Genomic DNA, 14,673 nt, shown 5'->3' with positions numbered 1-14,673 from the left:
ACGGCGCGGCTAAGATTGGTAACACTCCGGAGCCAGAACCGGGCGCGGGTCGGCGCACCGAGGGAGGACGTCATCGTCGGGCTGGAAGAGGCACTTCTCAAGATCGGTGGCACCATGGCCGGCCGCGCGGCGCGGGCGTGGCTGAACGGCCGCAGCGCCGACCAGCGGCGCGGCAGCGACCTGACCGAGCTGATCGCCCACCGCTACCCGCTGCTTCGACATCGCAGGGAGTTCCGCCGCCGGATCGAGGAGATCGAGGATCAGGTGAGCGAGCGGCTCCTGCCACTGTGCGAGCGGGAGTTTCCCGGGCTGGCGGACGAGGAACGGATCGCCGCGCTCATCGCAGTGGCGGATGCCATCGAGGAGGCCGAACTCTCCGACGAAACCATATTCCGCCTCGATCTCGACCCCGTCGCGCTGGCCAGGGAGATTCGGTTCCAGGTGCCGCTGGTGGCCCGCCAGGCAGCGCTGTCCGAGGCCGCCGCCGAACTGTTCGGCCTTGTGCTCGACCAGACCTGCTACTACCTCGCCCACCTGGTCCGCGAGCTGCCCGAGTTCCAGCCCCGCGCTGCGGTGGAGACCCTGTCCAGGTTATCCGGAATCGCCAGGCAGATAGGCGAGGTACTGGAACGTCTCCCGGTAGCCTCGCTCGACCGCGTCACCGGCATCGGCGCCGACGAGGAGTTCCGCAACCGCTACGGCGAGCTGGTGAGCTCGCTCTACGATCGGCTGGACGTCCTGGGGATCACAACGAACTACTACGAACCCTCGGTCACCCTCACCGTTGCCTACCTCAGCCTCACAGCCACCACCGGCGGTACCGAGTCGCGGGTGCGAGAGAACCCGCTGCCCGATTCGCACCGGCTGGACCCGGCCGAGCGGCGCTCACAGGTGGTTCGGGTCGAGGACGCGCTCGGGCACAAGCAACGGGTGCTCATCCAGGGCGACGCCGGGGCAGGCAAGAGCACACTGCTGCAGTGGCTGGCCGTCACCGCGGTCCGGCAGCGGTTCCTCGGCTCGCTCGGTGCCTGGAACGGCCTCGTGCCGTTCCTGATCCGGCTGCGTGACTTCGCCGACCGTCGGCTTCCGGACGACGACGAAATCCTGCTGCATGCCAACGCCCCGCAATGGGGGATCGTTCCCGAGGGCTGGGTACGCCGGACCGCCGAGGCGGGCGAGGCCCTCTTCCTGATCGACGGTGTCGACGAGCTACCCGAGCAGGACCGGGCAGCTGTCCGGTCCTGGCTGCGCACGATCGTCGCGCGCTACCCCGAGAGCCGGATCGTGGTGACCTCGCGCCCCTCCGACCTGATCGAGCGCTGGTTCGCCAAGGACCGGTTCCACCTGGCCACCCTGGAGCCCATGACGACCGATGACGTCGGGGTGTTCGTGGACAGGTGGCACAGCGCCCTGCTGGACTCCTCGGGCGGCCAGGCGATGGTCCTGCCCTGCCCACGAGCGGATGTGCCGAAACACCAGCGGTCCTTGCTGGCGCATCTCGCCGCCCGGCCGCACCTGCGCTCCCTGGCCCGCAATCCGTTGCTGTGCGCCATGATCTGCGCATTGAACCTGGACCGCAGGGCCAATCTCCCCCGGGATAGGATGACTTTGTACGACGCGGCGTTGGACATGCTGCTAGAGCGCAGAGACGCCGAGAAGCAGGTGCTTGCGGGAAGCGAGATCCAGCTGACCGCAGTAGAGAAACGAGCCCTGCTGCGCGCGCTGGCATGGTGGCTCAACGAGAACCGGCGCACCGAGATGTCCCGCGAGGAAGCGATCTACCAGCTGCGGCTCAAGATCGGCACGATGCCGGGGGTGACCCAGCCGCCCGCGGACGTGCTCACCTACCTTCTCGAACGTAGCGGACTGCTCCGGCAGCCGGTACTGGGCCGGGTTGACTTCGTGCACCGCACCTTCCAGGAGTTCCTGGCAGCGAAGGAGGTTGTGGAACGCGACAGCATCGACATGTTGATCAGCAACGCGGGCTCCGATCTCTGGCGCGAGACGGTGCTGATGGCCTGCGCCCACGCCACGGCCCCGCAACGGGATCGGCTGCTTAGCGGGATTCTCGACAACGCCTATGCCCTGTACCGCACCCCGGAGATGAACGAGCGCCGCCAGTTGATGTTGCTTGCCGCGGCCTGCCTCGAGATCGCCGTCGAGGTTTCAGCCACGGTGATCACCCGCGTCAAGCAGTGCGTGACCGAACTGCTGCCGCCGGTCAGCTACGACGAGGTGAACACCCTCGCCACCGTGGGGTCCGCGCTTTTCCGGGCGCTGCCGACGAGGCTGCAGGACATGGCCCCGCTCAGCGCGGTGCTCATGGTGCGCACCGTGGCCCTCTCGAACGAGCCCGGCGCCCTGGACATGCTGCGCCGTTACGCGCGGGATCGACGCTGGGAGGTCCAGGACGAGCTCATGACCTGTGCCAGGTATTTCGACCTCGACGAGTACACCGCGCGGGTGCTCGCCGAGGCACCGTTCTTCGATCACAGCGTGGACATCAGGGAACCGGCCTGGCTGCCCTATCTGAACCGGTTTCGTCAGGTCGAGCAGGTTCACGTGCTACTCCCGGATCGGCTGGACGACCTGAGCGTGTTCGCCGGAACGCGGAACCTGCACGGGCTGCTGGCCGGCGTCACCGGCGACTGCGACCTGGCTCCCCTGGCCGGGCAACCCCATCTGGGCTACCTCAACCTCAACTGTGCGGGCCGGTTCACCGGATTGTCCACACTGGCCGGATTACCATCGGTCGCGGAGCTGGTGCTCAGCCCTGGCGAGCCGATGGCGGACCTGGACTTCCTGGCCGCGATCACCGGCCTGACCCGACTGGAGATCACCAACCTCGCCGAGCACGCGGATCTCGGGGCCATCACCGCACTGACGAGTTTGCAGTCTCTCGGCCTGCGTGGTTGCCGGGCCCGGATCGATATCGGTGCACTCGCCCGGCTGCCCCGGCTGGGACGGCTGGACCTGCGCGACTGCGGTCACGGCCTGGATCTCGCCCCGCTGACAGGCCGCCAGTTGCGGATTCTGGTGAACCGGGGTCAAACGGTCCGCGGACTCTCCGAACTCGGCTCCGGATCCGAGATCCAGCGGTTCTGACCGGATCGACGGCACCGGTCCCTGGCAGCCGGTTACGGGGCGCCCGCAGGCGGAGATGGTGACAGGGACAGTTCGGCCCTGCTGAGGGCACGCACCACTTCCACGCTGACCGCCAGGTCGTCGGAACGCCCCGCGAGTTCCATCACGCGGGCGCGCAGCAGAGTCGCGGCCGAGCGCGCGGCACGCAGGAAGTCCGGCCGGATCCCGGTCGTCATTCCTCGATCGCCCCGCCCACGGCCCGCAGGTGATCCCGGAAGGTCCAGGATGGCTCCCGCTCGCGCCGGGCGAGGAAATCGCCGAACCGCACCTGCTCGCGCAGCGAGACCCCGGCCCGGATCCGCTCGGCCTGGCCGCGCTCGGTGTCCCGGACCATCTCCGCCAGCGAGCAGATCCCGGCCGCCTCGGCGGTCGGCAGGAACAGCGCCCCGTCCTCGTCGGCCACCACCAGGTCCATCCGGTCCACCCGCCACTGCCCCACGCTTGCCGACTCCAGCGCGTCCGCGGCGCGCTCGTCCAGCCGCAACGGCCCGGTCGGCAGGCTGCCCGCGCTGAAAACCGGCAGCCCGATCGCCCGGATGTCCGCGGTATCACGATGCAACCCCCAGATCACCACCCCGGCCAGACCCGCGGCCTTGGCCTCCAGCACGACCAGATCGCCCACACAGCTCTCGTCGGTACGCCCTCCGTTGTCCACCACCAGCACATCACCGGCCGCGGCCTGCTCGATGGCTTCCAGGAACACGTCCACGCTCCCGGCATGCCGGGCGGGCGCCACCCGGCCGGCCACCCGGCCGCCGGCGGGTACCACGGGGTGCAGCGGCGCCGGCGCGCACCGCACCCGGATCCCGGCACGCAGGCAGGCATCCGCCAGGTGGGCGGTGCCGAGGGCGGCGAACCTCGGCGCGAGTTCCACCTGCTTCATCAGGGCTGCCCGCCGTTCCGTACCGGGTGCCCGGTGGTGACCTCGACATGCCGGGGAACCTCCTCGTGGCGGTCGCCCACCGACAGCGTGCCCGCCGGTTCCACCAGCAGCACCGCGGCCTCGGCCCGCGCGGACGGCTTGTGGAACACCCCGCGGGGCACCACGAACGCCGAGCCGCGGGGCAGGGTGACCACCCGTTCGCCGCCCTCCTCGCGCAGCGCGATGTCGATCTCGCCGTCCAGCACGAGGAAGAACTCGTCGGTGTGCTCGTGCGCATGCCAGACATGCTCGCCGGAGAACCGGGCGAGCCGGACCTCGTAGTCGTTGATCCGCGCGACGATGCGCGGGCTCCAGATCGCGTCGAAGCCGGCAAGGGCCGTCGCGAGGTCGATGGGTTGACTGCTCATACGTTCATCCTGCGGCTGGCCCCCTGCCGGCCACCAGTGCTAGGAATCGCATATGTCGCAAGATTTCTCGCATCGGGTCGCGGTGCTCGTCGACGAGGGCTCCAACCCCTTCGAACTGGGTGTGGCCACCGAGCTGTTCGGACTGCGCCGTCCCGAGCTGAACCGGCCCTGGTACGAGTTCACGCTCTGCGCCGCGGCGCCGAACGTCCGGATGCACCTCGGTATGTTCACGCTCTCCGAGGTCGCGGGCCTGGACGCCGCGGATGCGGCGGACACGCTGATCGTGCCCAACCGGCCGGATCCGCTCCATCCCGCCGCGCCCGCGGTGCTGGCCGTGATCGCCCGCGCCGCCGGGCGCGGCGCGCGGCTGGTGAGTTTCTGCACCGGCGCCTTCACCCTCGCCGAGGCCGGGGTGCTGGACGGGCGGCGGGCGACAACACACTGGCGGTGGGCGGCGGAGTTCGCGCACCGCTATCCACGGGTCCGGCTGGAACCCGATGTGCTGTTCGTGGACGACGGCCGGGTGCTCACCGCGGCGGGTAGCGCCGCGGCGCTGGATCTGGGCCTGCACCTGATCCAGCGCGACCACGGGGCGGAGGTCACCAACGCGGTCAGCAGGCGGCTGATCTTCACCGGCCGCCGCGACGGCGGGCAGCGCCAGTTCGTGGAGCGCCCGGTGCCCGCCGTAGCGGACACCTCGCTCGCTCCGGTGCTGGCCTGGGCACAGGAGCGGCTGGACCGCCCGCTCACCGTCGCCGACCTGGCGGCGCGGGCGGCCACCAGCCCGGCCACCCTGCACCGGCGGTTCCGTGCCGAGCTGGGCACCACCCCGCTGGCCTGGCTCACCACCGAGCGCGTCGCGCTGGCCTGCCGGCTGCTCGAACGCGGCGACCTCCAGCTGGACCGGATCGCCGGCGCGAGCGGCTTCGGCAGCACCGCCAACCTGCGCGCGCAGCTGCGCAGGCACACCGGGCTCTCCCCGGCGGACTACCGGAAGCGCTTCGGCCGGACGGGCGCATCCGCTACTCCATAAGGATTAGCCACTTCTGCATTGACAAGACAGAAGTTGGCACATGTCGACCTTAGATGTTTACGCCGCCACCAGAAGTGATTAACGTCCCAACCGCAAATCCTCGGCACCGACAGAGCGTCCGGGAGCGGCCCGGACCTGTGGTGGCGAGCGGAGGAACGCGCGTCCGGTGCGGCCGCGCACGTTCCGCCAAGCACTGAGGGCGAAGTGGACTGGGGCGTATGTCGTGAGACCGGCGCAGAGGGTACGGCGGCGCTCCCTGTCCGCGCGCAGGCCCTGGGGAATCCCGAATGGAGAACCATGACTGACCACCACGCTCAGGAAGGCTTGTCCGGCAGGAACTTCTCGCGCCGCACGATGCTCACATCGGCGGCGATGGGTGCGGTGGCTCCGGTCGTCGCGCCCGCCGTCGTCGGCACGGCCGCACCCGCGGCGACCGCCAAGCCACGCGGGAAATCCTCCGGCGGCGCGCTGCGCCGGATCACGATGTACGCCGAGGAACTGCCCGGCGGCCTGATCGGCTACGGCCTCACCCCCGGCGGAGCCACCGTGCCGGGCCCCATCCTGGAGATCTGGGAAGGGGACACCCTGGACATCGAGCTGATCAACAACACCGACCGGCAGCTGTCCATCCACCCGCACGGGGTGGACTACAGCGTCGACTCCGACGGATCCCCGATGAACGACTCCTTCAACCGGCCCGGTGAGCGGCGCTTCTACACCTGGCGCACCCGCGCCCCATACCAGGCCAAGGGCGGCACCTGGATGCCGGGCAACGCGGGCTACTGGCACTACCACGACCACGCCATGGGCACCCCGCACGGCACCGAAGGCCTGCGCAAGGGGCTGTACGGCGCCCTGATCGTCCGGCGCGAGGGCGATGTGCTGCCCGACCGGCAGTACACCGTGGTGTTCAACGATATGACCATCAACAACAAGATGGCCCCACACGCCCCGATGTTCGAGGCACGGCTCGGCGAGCGGGTCGAGTTCATCGCGATCGGGCACGGCGACCAGTTCCACACCTTCCACATCCACGCGCACCGCTGGGTGGACAACCGCACCGGCATGCTCAGCGGACCGGACGATCCCACCCCCTCGATCGACAACAAGGACCTCAACCCCGGCAGCTCCTACGGTTTCCAGCTGATCGCGGGCGAGGGAGTCGGCCCCGGCGCCTGGATGTACCACTGCCACGTGCAGTTCCACTCCGATCAAGGGATGGCGGGCATCTTCCTGGTGCGTAACGAGGACGGCAGCATGCCGCCCGGCGCGCAAGAGGCCATCGACCGCTACCGCGGGCACGGAAACGACCATTAGTCCACATCGGACGAGGAGAAGGAGCAAGCATGGCACGAAGAGGGCTGTTCCGGCCACCTCGCCGCCACCCGGGACACCGGGCCCCGTGGCGGCGCGCGCTGGTGCTGGCCACGACCGCGACGCTGGCGCTCGGGTTGGCCACCACACCCGCATCGAGCCAGCCGGGACGACCGGACACCCCGGGCGGCCCGGCGCAACCCGATGCGGCGGACTCCGAGGTGAAGGTACTGGTCTTCCACGGTGCGGCGGCCGAGCAGGCCGACCCGGTCGAGCGGGCCACCGAGGCCGTGCGGGAACTGGGCGCGGCAGGCGGCTTCACCGTGGACGAATCCACCGATCCCGCCGACTTCAACCGGCGGAACCTGCGGCAGTACCGGGGTGTGGTCTTCCTCTCCGCGAAGGAGACCACTTTGGACGCGACGCAGGAGGCCGCGCTACAGCGTTACGTCCAGGGCGGCGGCGGGTTCCTCGGCGTGCGGGACGCCGCGCGGGCGCAGGAACGCTCGGAATGGTTCACCGGCCTGATCGGCAGCCGCCCGGTCGGCAGCCTCCCGGACCCCGAGGAGGTCGCCGAGGTCACCGCCAGCGGTGAGAACCCGCCGAACGAGGTGGCGAGCAAGCTGGTCGATGGCGACACCGACACCAAGTGGCTTGCCTTCGACTCGGCCGCGACCATCACCCTGCGCCTTGCCGAGGCCGCCGCGGTGAACGGCTACGCGCTCACCTCGGCCAACGACTTCGCGGGCAGGGACCCGAAGAACTGGACGTTGCAGGGCTCCACCGACGGGCAGAACTGGACCAACCTTGACACCCGCACCGACCAGGACTTCCCCGACCGGTTCCAGACCAAGGAGTACAGCCTCGGCAACACCGAGACCTACCAGCACTACCGGCTGGACATCACGGCCAACAGCGGCGAGTCCGCGACCCAGCTGGCCGAACTGCAACTGTTCAGCGGGGACGGGCAGACCGAGCCGCCGCCGGAGGCACAGCCGCAGGAGGCCACGGTCAGCGTGGTCGACCGGCAGCACCCCGCGAACGAGGGGCTTCCGCTGACCTGGACCCGCACGGACAAGTGGCTCAACTGGAGCCCGAACCCGATCGGCGAGGTACACACGGTCGCACAGGTTCAGGAACACACCTACGACCCGGGTGAGGGCGCGAACGGCGCCTTCCATCCGATCTCCTGGTGCCGGGACTACGACGGTGGCCGCTCCTTCTACACCGGGATGGGCGGCACCGCCGACAGCTACTCCGAGGAGCGGTTCCGCAGCCATCTGCTCGGCGCCATCCAGTGGACCACCGGCATGGTGCGTGGCGACTGCCAGGCCACCATCGGGTCGAACTACCGGATCGAGCGGCTCACCGCGGAGAACAAGGAAGGCCAGCTCGACCAGATCGGCGAGCCGCACGGCCTGACCATCGCCGAGGACGGCACGGTGTTCTACATCGGCAAGGCCGCCTGCGCCTCCGGGCCCATCCCCAGCTGGGAGGATCCGAACGTGGGCCTCGGCTGCGGAACCATCCACCAGTGGGACCCGGAGACCAAGCAGGTCAAGCTGCTCACCACGCTCGAGGTGATGGGCAACCGCGGCAGTGGCGGCGAGCTGGTGAAGAACGAGGAGGGCCTGGTGGGGATCACCCTGGACCCGGACTTCGCCGAGAACGGGTGGATCTACGCCTACTGGATGCCGCATGCCTCCATCGACAAGGAGAACCGGATCGGCAAGCGGACCATCTCCCGGTTCACCTACGACGCCGCCGCGCAGTCCATCGACAAGAACACCCGCAAGGACCTGCTGCAGTGGGACGCCCAGATCCACAGCTGCTGCCACGCCGGCGGTGGCATGGCCTTCGACAACGAGGGCAACCTCTACATCGGGTCCGGGGACAACAACTCCTCCCAGGGTTCGGAGGGCTACTCGGGCAACAACTGGACCAAGGACTACAAGGGCCTCTCCTTCCAGGACGCCCGCCGCACCTCGGGTAACACCAACGACCTGAACGGCAAGATCCTGCGAATCCATCCCGAGGACGACGGTTCCTACACCATCCCCGAGGGGAACCTGTTCCCCGAGGCCGAGGATCCAGGGGACAAGACCCGCCCGGAGATCTACGTGATGGGCGTGCGCAACATCTCCCGGCTCCACTACGACAAGAAGAACGACTGGCTGACCGCGGCCTGGGTCGGGCCGGACGCGTTCTCGCCGAGCCCCGAACTCGGGCCCGCGAAGTACGAGACGGCCACGATCATCACCTCGGCAGGCAACCAGGGCTGGCCGTACTGCATGGGTAACCGGCAGCCCTACCGCGACCGCAGCAACACCGACGCCAGCGTGCTGACCGGCTGGTATGACTGCGACAACCTCAAGAACACCTCGCCGCGCAACACCGGCCTGGTGGACATCCCGCCCGCGCGGGACAACATGATCTGGTACTCCCCCGGCGGCGGTGGCCCGGTGTTCCCTGACCGCGGTGACGGCAGCGGCGTGCCGACCTACGACGAGGAGGACGTCAGCTACACCCAGCCCTACCTCAAGGGCGGCGGCCAGGCCGTGATGGACGGACCGACATACCACCGCTCGCGGGTGAACGTGGACAGCGGGGTCGCGTGGCCGGAGTACTGGGACAACAAGTGGTTCATCGGCGACCAGTCCAACCCCAACAACCGGGTCGCGGTGACCGTGAATCCGGAAGGCGTTCCGCAGCAGCAGCCGCCCGCCTTCGCCGAGAGCCTGCGGCACATCGTCCGGGCAGGCACCGGTGACAACGAGCTACAGAGCTGGATGGATGCCAAGTTCGGCCCGGACGGCGCACTGTACCTGCTGGACTACGCGGGTGGCTTCTTCAGCCTCGACGACAACCAGAAGCTGATCCGGGTCACCTACCAGGGCGGACCTGCCACCCCGGCGCCGTCGGTCTCGGCCACCGCCGTGCAGAACAAGCCGCTGACCATGGCATTCAACGGCTCCCGCTCCGGCGGCGTTTCCTACCAGTGGGACTTCGGTGACGGCAGCACCTCCACCGAGGCCAACCCCCGGCACACCTACGCCGGGGTGGGCACCTACACCGCGACGCTGACGGTGACCTACGCCGACGGCGAGCAGGTGACCACCAGTACCGAGGTGACGGTGGACTGCGCGGTGCCGGACTCCAACCGCTACGTGCACTTCCGGGACACCGACACCGCCGTGCGCAACCACCAGGCGGCAGGCGCCTGCACGGTGGACGACCTGATCGACGACGAGAGCAGCTGGCCGGACCACCGGTCCTTCGTGCGGCACGTCGGGTCCGTGACCCGGCAGCTGCAGCGGGACGGCGTGCTCACCAGGCAGGAGCGCTCGACGCTGGTCACGGCCGCGCGGCAGTCCGACATCGGCAAGGAGGGCGACTCCGGGTACGAGGCCATCTTCGACGGGACCGCGCGCTCCCTCGACGGGTGGCAGCAGGCCCCGAGCGGGAACTTCGAGTTGCGGCCGGACGGCTCCATCCGCAGTTCCGGCGGCCTCGGCATGCTCTGGTACTCGGCGGAGCCGTTCCAGGACTTCTCGCTGAAGTTGCAGTTCAAGGACATCGCGCCGGAGCAGCATCGGGCCAACAGCGGGGTGTTCGTCCGGTTCCCCGATCCGCGTACCCCGCTGGACCAGCGACCGGCCAGCAGCTGCGGCACCCGTGGCTCCGCGCGGGACTCGCAGGCCTGGGTGGGGATCTACTGCGGGCACGAGATCCAGATCTACGACGGGGCTTCCGGTGAGCCGCAGAAGACCGGTTCGGTCTACAACTTCGACCAGGTCTACTACGGCCGCGCCGGGGTGACCCCGAAGGGCGAGTGGAACGACTACGAGATCAGGGTCGTCGGGCAGCACTACACGATCATCCGCAACGGTGTGGTGATCAACGAGTTCGACAACACCCCCGGCAAGCAGTCCATCCGGGACGGTGACCCGGCGAGCGACCTGCGCCAGTTCGTCAACGGCTACATCGGCCTGCAGAACCACGGCAACAGCGACCTGGTCGAGTTCCGCAACATCCGGGTGCGGGAGCTGTAGGTACGGGCACCCGCACCACGAGGAGTGGAGAATTCTGATGATCCAACGGCTACTCGCGGCCTTCCGGGGCCGCCCGAGACCGGCCCGCGCGCTGACCGCGGCCGGGCTCGGCACGAGCTTGCTGGCACTGTGGCTGGTGCCGGTGTCCGCGGCGCCGGCACCGGACTCCCCCGGCACCGCCCAGGAGCAGGTGCTGACCTGGACCGCGGACGACAGCATCACCGAATACGCCTCGGTCACCACCACGGCCACGGCGGGTCCGGCGACCATCGTGTTCGAGAACAGCGCGGCAACCGGGAACACCACCGGCATGACCCATACGCTGACCTTCGACACGTCCTCGCCGGAGTATAACCAGGATGTGGACCTGAACATCCTGGCGGGCCCGAACGACGCCAAGGGCGGGCGGCATGAGGCCGAGGTGACGCTGACCCCCGGAAAGTACCGGTTCTACTGCGCCATCCCCGGGCACGGGCAGATGGCGGGCGTGCTGGTGGTGACCGAGGACGGTGGCGGCGAGGACACCACCCCGCCGGAGGTCACCGCCGAGGTCACCGGCGACCAGGACGACGACGGCAACTACATCGGCTCCGCCACCGTCACCCTGGACGCGCAGGACACCGGATCCGGGGTGGACAGTGTCGAGTACGAGGTGGACGACACCGGGTTCCAGCCGTACACCGGGCCGGTGCGGATCGACGAACCCGGTGACCACACGGTGCAGTACCGCGGCACGGACATGGCCGGCAACACCTCCGAGCCCGGTTCGGTGCCCTTCCGGGTCGTCGAGCCGGATCCAGGGGACACCACCCCGCCGGAGGTCACCGCCGAGGTCACCGGCGACCAGGACGACGACGGCAACTACATCGGCTCCGCCACCGTCACGCTTGACGCGCAGGACACCGGATCCGGGGTCAAGGGCATCGAGTACGACCTCGACGAGGCCGGGTTCCAGGCCTACACCGAGCCGATCACCGTCCAGGGCAACGGGGACCACACCGTCGTCTACCGGGCGACCGACAACTCCGGCAACACCTCCGAGGAGGGTTCGGTCATCGTCACCATCGTGGAGGCCGACCCTGGCGACACCACCCCGCCGGAGGTCACCGCCGAGGTCACCGGGGACAAGGACGGCGACGGCAACTACGTCGGTGCGGCCACGGTGACCCTTGCGGCGAGCGATGCCGGCTCCGGGGTGGAATCGGTGCAGTACGCGGTGGACGACGGTTCCTTCGGCCCGTATGACGAGCCGTTCGAGGTCACCGAGCCCGGTGCGCACACCGTGCGCTACCGGGCAACCGACAACGCGGGGAACCTCTCCGATATCGGGTCGGTGACCTTCACCGTGGCCGAGGCCGACCCTGGTGACACCACCCCGCCGGAGGTCACCGCACAGGTCGTCGGCCCGCAGGACGCCCAGTGGAACTATGTCGATACCGCCACGGTGAGCCTTTCCGCCAGTGACCAGGGGTCCGGGGTGCGCTTCCTGCGCTACTCCCTGGACGGCGGTTCCTACACCGCCTACGGCGAGCCCTTCGAGGTCACCGGCCCCGGTGCGCACACGGTGCTGTACCACGCCACCGACCAGGCGGGTAACCGCTCGGTGGACGGCAAGCTCACCTTCACGGTGGTGGCCTCGGCCACCGACGCCTGCCCCGGCTCGGACGTGCGGGACACGGTGATCATCGCGGGCCATGACACCACGGTGCCGAACACCGAGAACGACTCCGGCTGCACCATCAACGACCTGATCGACGAGGGCGGTCAGTACGCAGGGCACAAGCAGTTCGTCAAGCACGTCCGGCAGGTCACCAAGGAACTCAAGCGGGAAGGGGTGATCTCCGGCCAGGAGAAGCGGCGCATCATGAAGGCCGCCAAGCGCTCCGGCATCGCCGCCTGAGCCTGTTCCGGCCACGGCCCCGGGTCGCGCGCACCGCGCGCGACCCGGGGCCGTCCGCTGTGCGGGGTTGGTGATTCACCCCGTGGGCAAATCATTTGTTATTGGACTATTTCTGGACATTTTCTGGACGATGTCCGCGTTCCGGGCCCGACTGGGCATCGGTTCGCATAACGATTGACCGGCTGGACTCGACGATCATCGACACCGGCCTATGATCCCTCGTTTCGCGCGAAGCAAGCACGAATCGACGAGCAATCCGACCGAGGAGATCATGACCACAACCGAACAATCGTCCCGTCCGGAAATCACGCAATCGCGCGACGAGGCGACCCGATACCTCTGCGCCGCGGCACATCAAGATCAGAATTTCTGCGACAACGCCATCCGGGAGTTCCTCACCGAATCGCTGCGGGTCATCCCGCCGTCCACGGCGGTCAACGCGGGCGCCGTACTGCGGGAAGCCGTGGCCGCCAGGGCGCGCAGGCAGATCCGGGACTGGACCCTGCTGGCGATCCTGCTCGCCTTCGCGATCAGCAACATCGTGCTGGCCCTGCTGTGGCTGGTTACCGCCCTGGTGGTGCGCTGGCCGGTACTGGCACGCGAACACGCCACGGCCAGGCGCTACCTGCCCTGGATCTGGCTCGGCGCCGCCTTACTGGCCCTGGGCTTCCTGCCCACCGCACTGGCGGAACTCCTCGCCACCGGTACCGCGCTGCCCGCACTCACCCTGGGACCGGCCGAGGTGGTCCTCGGCCTTGCCGCCATCGCCGTGGTGGCGGCCGAGGAGTTCGTGCTGTGGTGCCTGCTGACCAAGAGCTTCCGGCGGGGCTCGTTCACCCCGGCGCCAGCGGTCGATCGCTGGCCGGGCGAGCGCCTGGTCCGGCGGCTGGGGCGGGAACGCTACACCGCCGACCTGCGGCGGGTGGCCGAGGCGGACCGGAACGCGAACCTGGTGGCATACCGCGGATACGAACCGTTCGTCGGGGCGGGCATCCGGCACCGGCCGTTCTCCATGACGGTGATGCTGGAGCCCGCTGAGGACAGCGAGGAGCACGCCGCGGGGACCAACGGCCAGGCGCGCGCCGGGGAGCTGCCGCTGCCCCGCGGCTTCGCCCTGAGTGAGCTGTACGACGCCATCTCGGCGGAGCTGCGCACCCTGCGGCACTCGCCCTCGCTGGCACCGAGCGACCGGCTGAGCGGGCTCACCGAGCGGGCGGAGGTGATCGCGCCTGCCGAGGAGCTGCTGGCCAACCTTGGCGATCCCGCGGCACGGGAGGTGCTGGCGAGCCTCGACCAGCCGCCGAACCAGGTGCTGCCGCCGCGCAGGATGGCCGAACTCGCCGAGGCGCCGCTGGAATGGCTGCGCTACTACCGGGTGTTCGAGGTGGAGGCGTGGAACCGGGACATCACCGTGTCCGTGTACCTCCATCTCGGGATGAACGAGCGCACGCTCTATCTGGAGTGGACTCCGTGCGTGCTGCTGCCGGTGCGGGAGGGTTACCGTACGGTGGACCAGCTGCCCGCCGGGCCGGGAAGGCCGATCCAGGCCTCCCTGCTGGGCGCGGTGCAACTACCCGCGGCGCTGATCGGCAGGCTGGGCGGCCTGTGCACCAGCATCCAACCGCTGCCCGACACCCCGGGGATGATGCTGCCCGCCAAGTACGGCGCCAGTTGCAGCCTCCGCGAGCTCGCCGCGAGCACGGACGTGCTCAACTACTTCCAGCTCGCCGATGTCGAACGCTACCTGCGGCTGCTGCGCAGGCGGCTGTTCCGGGCAGTGGGGATGTTCCTCGAGGAGCGCGACCTCTCGGTGGTGGAGTTCATGCGGCAGGCCCAGGAAGTGGTCGCGAACAACACCTACATCGCGGGAGATGTGCACAATTCCGCGGTCGGCAGCAACAACCGGGTTTCCGGCAACCGGATCCGGAAGGGGTGAGTCC

At 69.1% G+C, this 14,673-nt stretch carries 9 protein-coding genes; 6 read left to right on the top strand and 3 right to left on the bottom strand.

Annotated features, from left to right (window positions below; all coding sequences use genetic code 11):
- Window positions 1-15 precede the first annotated feature (15 nt).
- Window positions 16-3,105 carry an NACHT domain-containing protein gene (locus KOI47_RS15495; RefSeq protein ID WP_216216661.1) on the top strand — a complete coding sequence of 1,030 codons (3,090 nt, stop codon included), beginning with the start codon at window positions 16-18 and terminating at the stop codon, window positions 3,103-3,105.
- Between the two features lie 32 nt (window positions 3,106-3,137).
- Here the strand turns inward: KOI47_RS15495 and KOI47_RS15490 are convergent, their stop codons facing one another.
- From KOI47_RS15490 to KOI47_RS15480, 3 genes are read right to left on the bottom strand one after another with little or no spacing between them, the layout of a single operon-like run.
- A complete protein-coding gene (locus tag KOI47_RS15490; RefSeq protein WP_216216660.1) occupies window positions 3,138-3,320 on the bottom strand; it encodes a hypothetical protein in 183 nt (60 codons plus the stop codon).
- Window positions 3,317-4,027, bottom strand: a complete 711-nt coding sequence (locus KOI47_RS15485; protein WP_216216659.1) for an RraA family protein — start codon at window positions 4,025-4,027, stop codon at window positions 3,317-3,319. The genes KOI47_RS15490 and KOI47_RS15485 overlap by 4 nt, the downstream gene beginning before the upstream one ends.
- Window positions 4,027-4,434: a cupin domain-containing protein gene (locus tag KOI47_RS15480; RefSeq protein ID WP_216216658.1), complete on the bottom strand. Its 408-nt coding sequence runs from the start codon at window positions 4,432-4,434 to the stop codon at window positions 4,027-4,029. Before KOI47_RS15480 ends, KOI47_RS15485 begins: the two co-directional genes overlap by 1 nt.
- A 52-nt stretch (window positions 4,435-4,486) precedes the next feature.
- Between KOI47_RS15480 and KOI47_RS15475 the strand changes: the two genes are divergently transcribed.
- From KOI47_RS15475 to KOI47_RS15455, 5 genes are all read left to right on the top strand, one after another.
- Window positions 4,487-5,467: a GlxA family transcriptional regulator gene (locus KOI47_RS15475; RefSeq protein WP_216216657.1), complete on the top strand. Its 981-nt coding sequence runs from the start codon at window positions 4,487-4,489 to the stop codon at window positions 5,465-5,467.
- Between the two features lie 297 nt (window positions 5,468-5,764).
- Window positions 5,765-6,784, top strand: coding sequence for a multicopper oxidase domain-containing protein (locus tag KOI47_RS15470; RefSeq protein WP_232376758.1), 1,020 nt, complete (start codon window positions 5,765-5,767; stop codon window positions 6,782-6,784).
- 29 nt (window positions 6,785-6,813) lie between these two features.
- Window positions 6,814-10,833 carry a ThuA domain-containing protein gene (locus KOI47_RS15465; RefSeq protein ID WP_216216656.1) on the top strand — a complete coding sequence of 1,340 codons (4,020 nt, stop codon included), beginning with the start codon at window positions 6,814-6,816 and terminating at the stop codon, window positions 10,831-10,833.
- A 37-nt stretch (window positions 10,834-10,870) separates the two neighbouring features.
- A complete protein-coding gene (locus KOI47_RS15460; protein ID WP_216216655.1) occupies window positions 10,871-12,733 on the top strand; it encodes an OmpL47-type beta-barrel domain-containing protein in 1,863 nt (620 codons plus the stop codon).
- A gap of 271 nt (window positions 12,734-13,004) precedes the next feature.
- Window positions 13,005-14,669, top strand: coding sequence for a hypothetical protein (locus KOI47_RS15455; protein ID WP_216216654.1), 1,665 nt, complete (start codon window positions 13,005-13,007; stop codon window positions 14,667-14,669).
- The last annotated feature ends 4 nt before the right edge of the window (window positions 14,670-14,673 follow it).

Origin of the sequence: Amycolatopsis aidingensis (assembly GCF_018885265.1) — a bacterium.
Lineage (GTDB): Bacteria > Actinomycetota > Actinomycetes > Mycobacteriales > Pseudonocardiaceae > Amycolatopsis > Amycolatopsis aidingensis.
Note: the sequence above shows the minus strand (reverse complement) of the source record. Positions and strands in the feature narration are given on the sequence as shown.

Bases quoted from the DNA above. Each gene is read 5' to 3' on its own strand.
- KOI47_RS15490 (WP_216216660.1), bottom strand. From the start codon at position 3,320: ATGACGACCGGGATCCGGCCGGACTTCCTGCGTGCCGCGCGCTCGGCC.
- KOI47_RS15485 (WP_216216659.1), bottom strand. From the start codon at position 4,027: ATGAAGCAGGTGGAACTCGCGCCGAGGTTCGCCGCCCTCGGCACCGCC.
- KOI47_RS15480 (WP_216216658.1), bottom strand. From the start codon at position 4,434: ATGAGCAGTCAACCCATCGACCTCGCGACGGCCCTTGCCGGCTTCGAC.
- KOI47_RS15475 (WP_216216657.1), top strand. From the start codon at position 4,487: ATGTCGCAAGATTTCTCGCATCGGGTCGCGGTGCTCGTCGACGAGGGC.
- KOI47_RS15470 (WP_232376758.1), top strand. From the start codon at position 5,765: ATGACTGACCACCACGCTCAGGAAGGCTTGTCCGGCAGGAACTTCTCG.
- KOI47_RS15465 (WP_216216656.1), top strand. From the start codon at position 6,814: ATGGCACGAAGAGGGCTGTTCCGGCCACCTCGCCGCCACCCGGGACAC.
- KOI47_RS15460 (WP_216216655.1), top strand. From the start codon at position 10,871: ATGATCCAACGGCTACTCGCGGCCTTCCGGGGCCGCCCGAGACCGGCC.
- KOI47_RS15455 (WP_216216654.1), top strand. From the start codon at position 13,005: ATGACCACAACCGAACAATCGTCCCGTCCGGAAATCACGCAATCGCGC.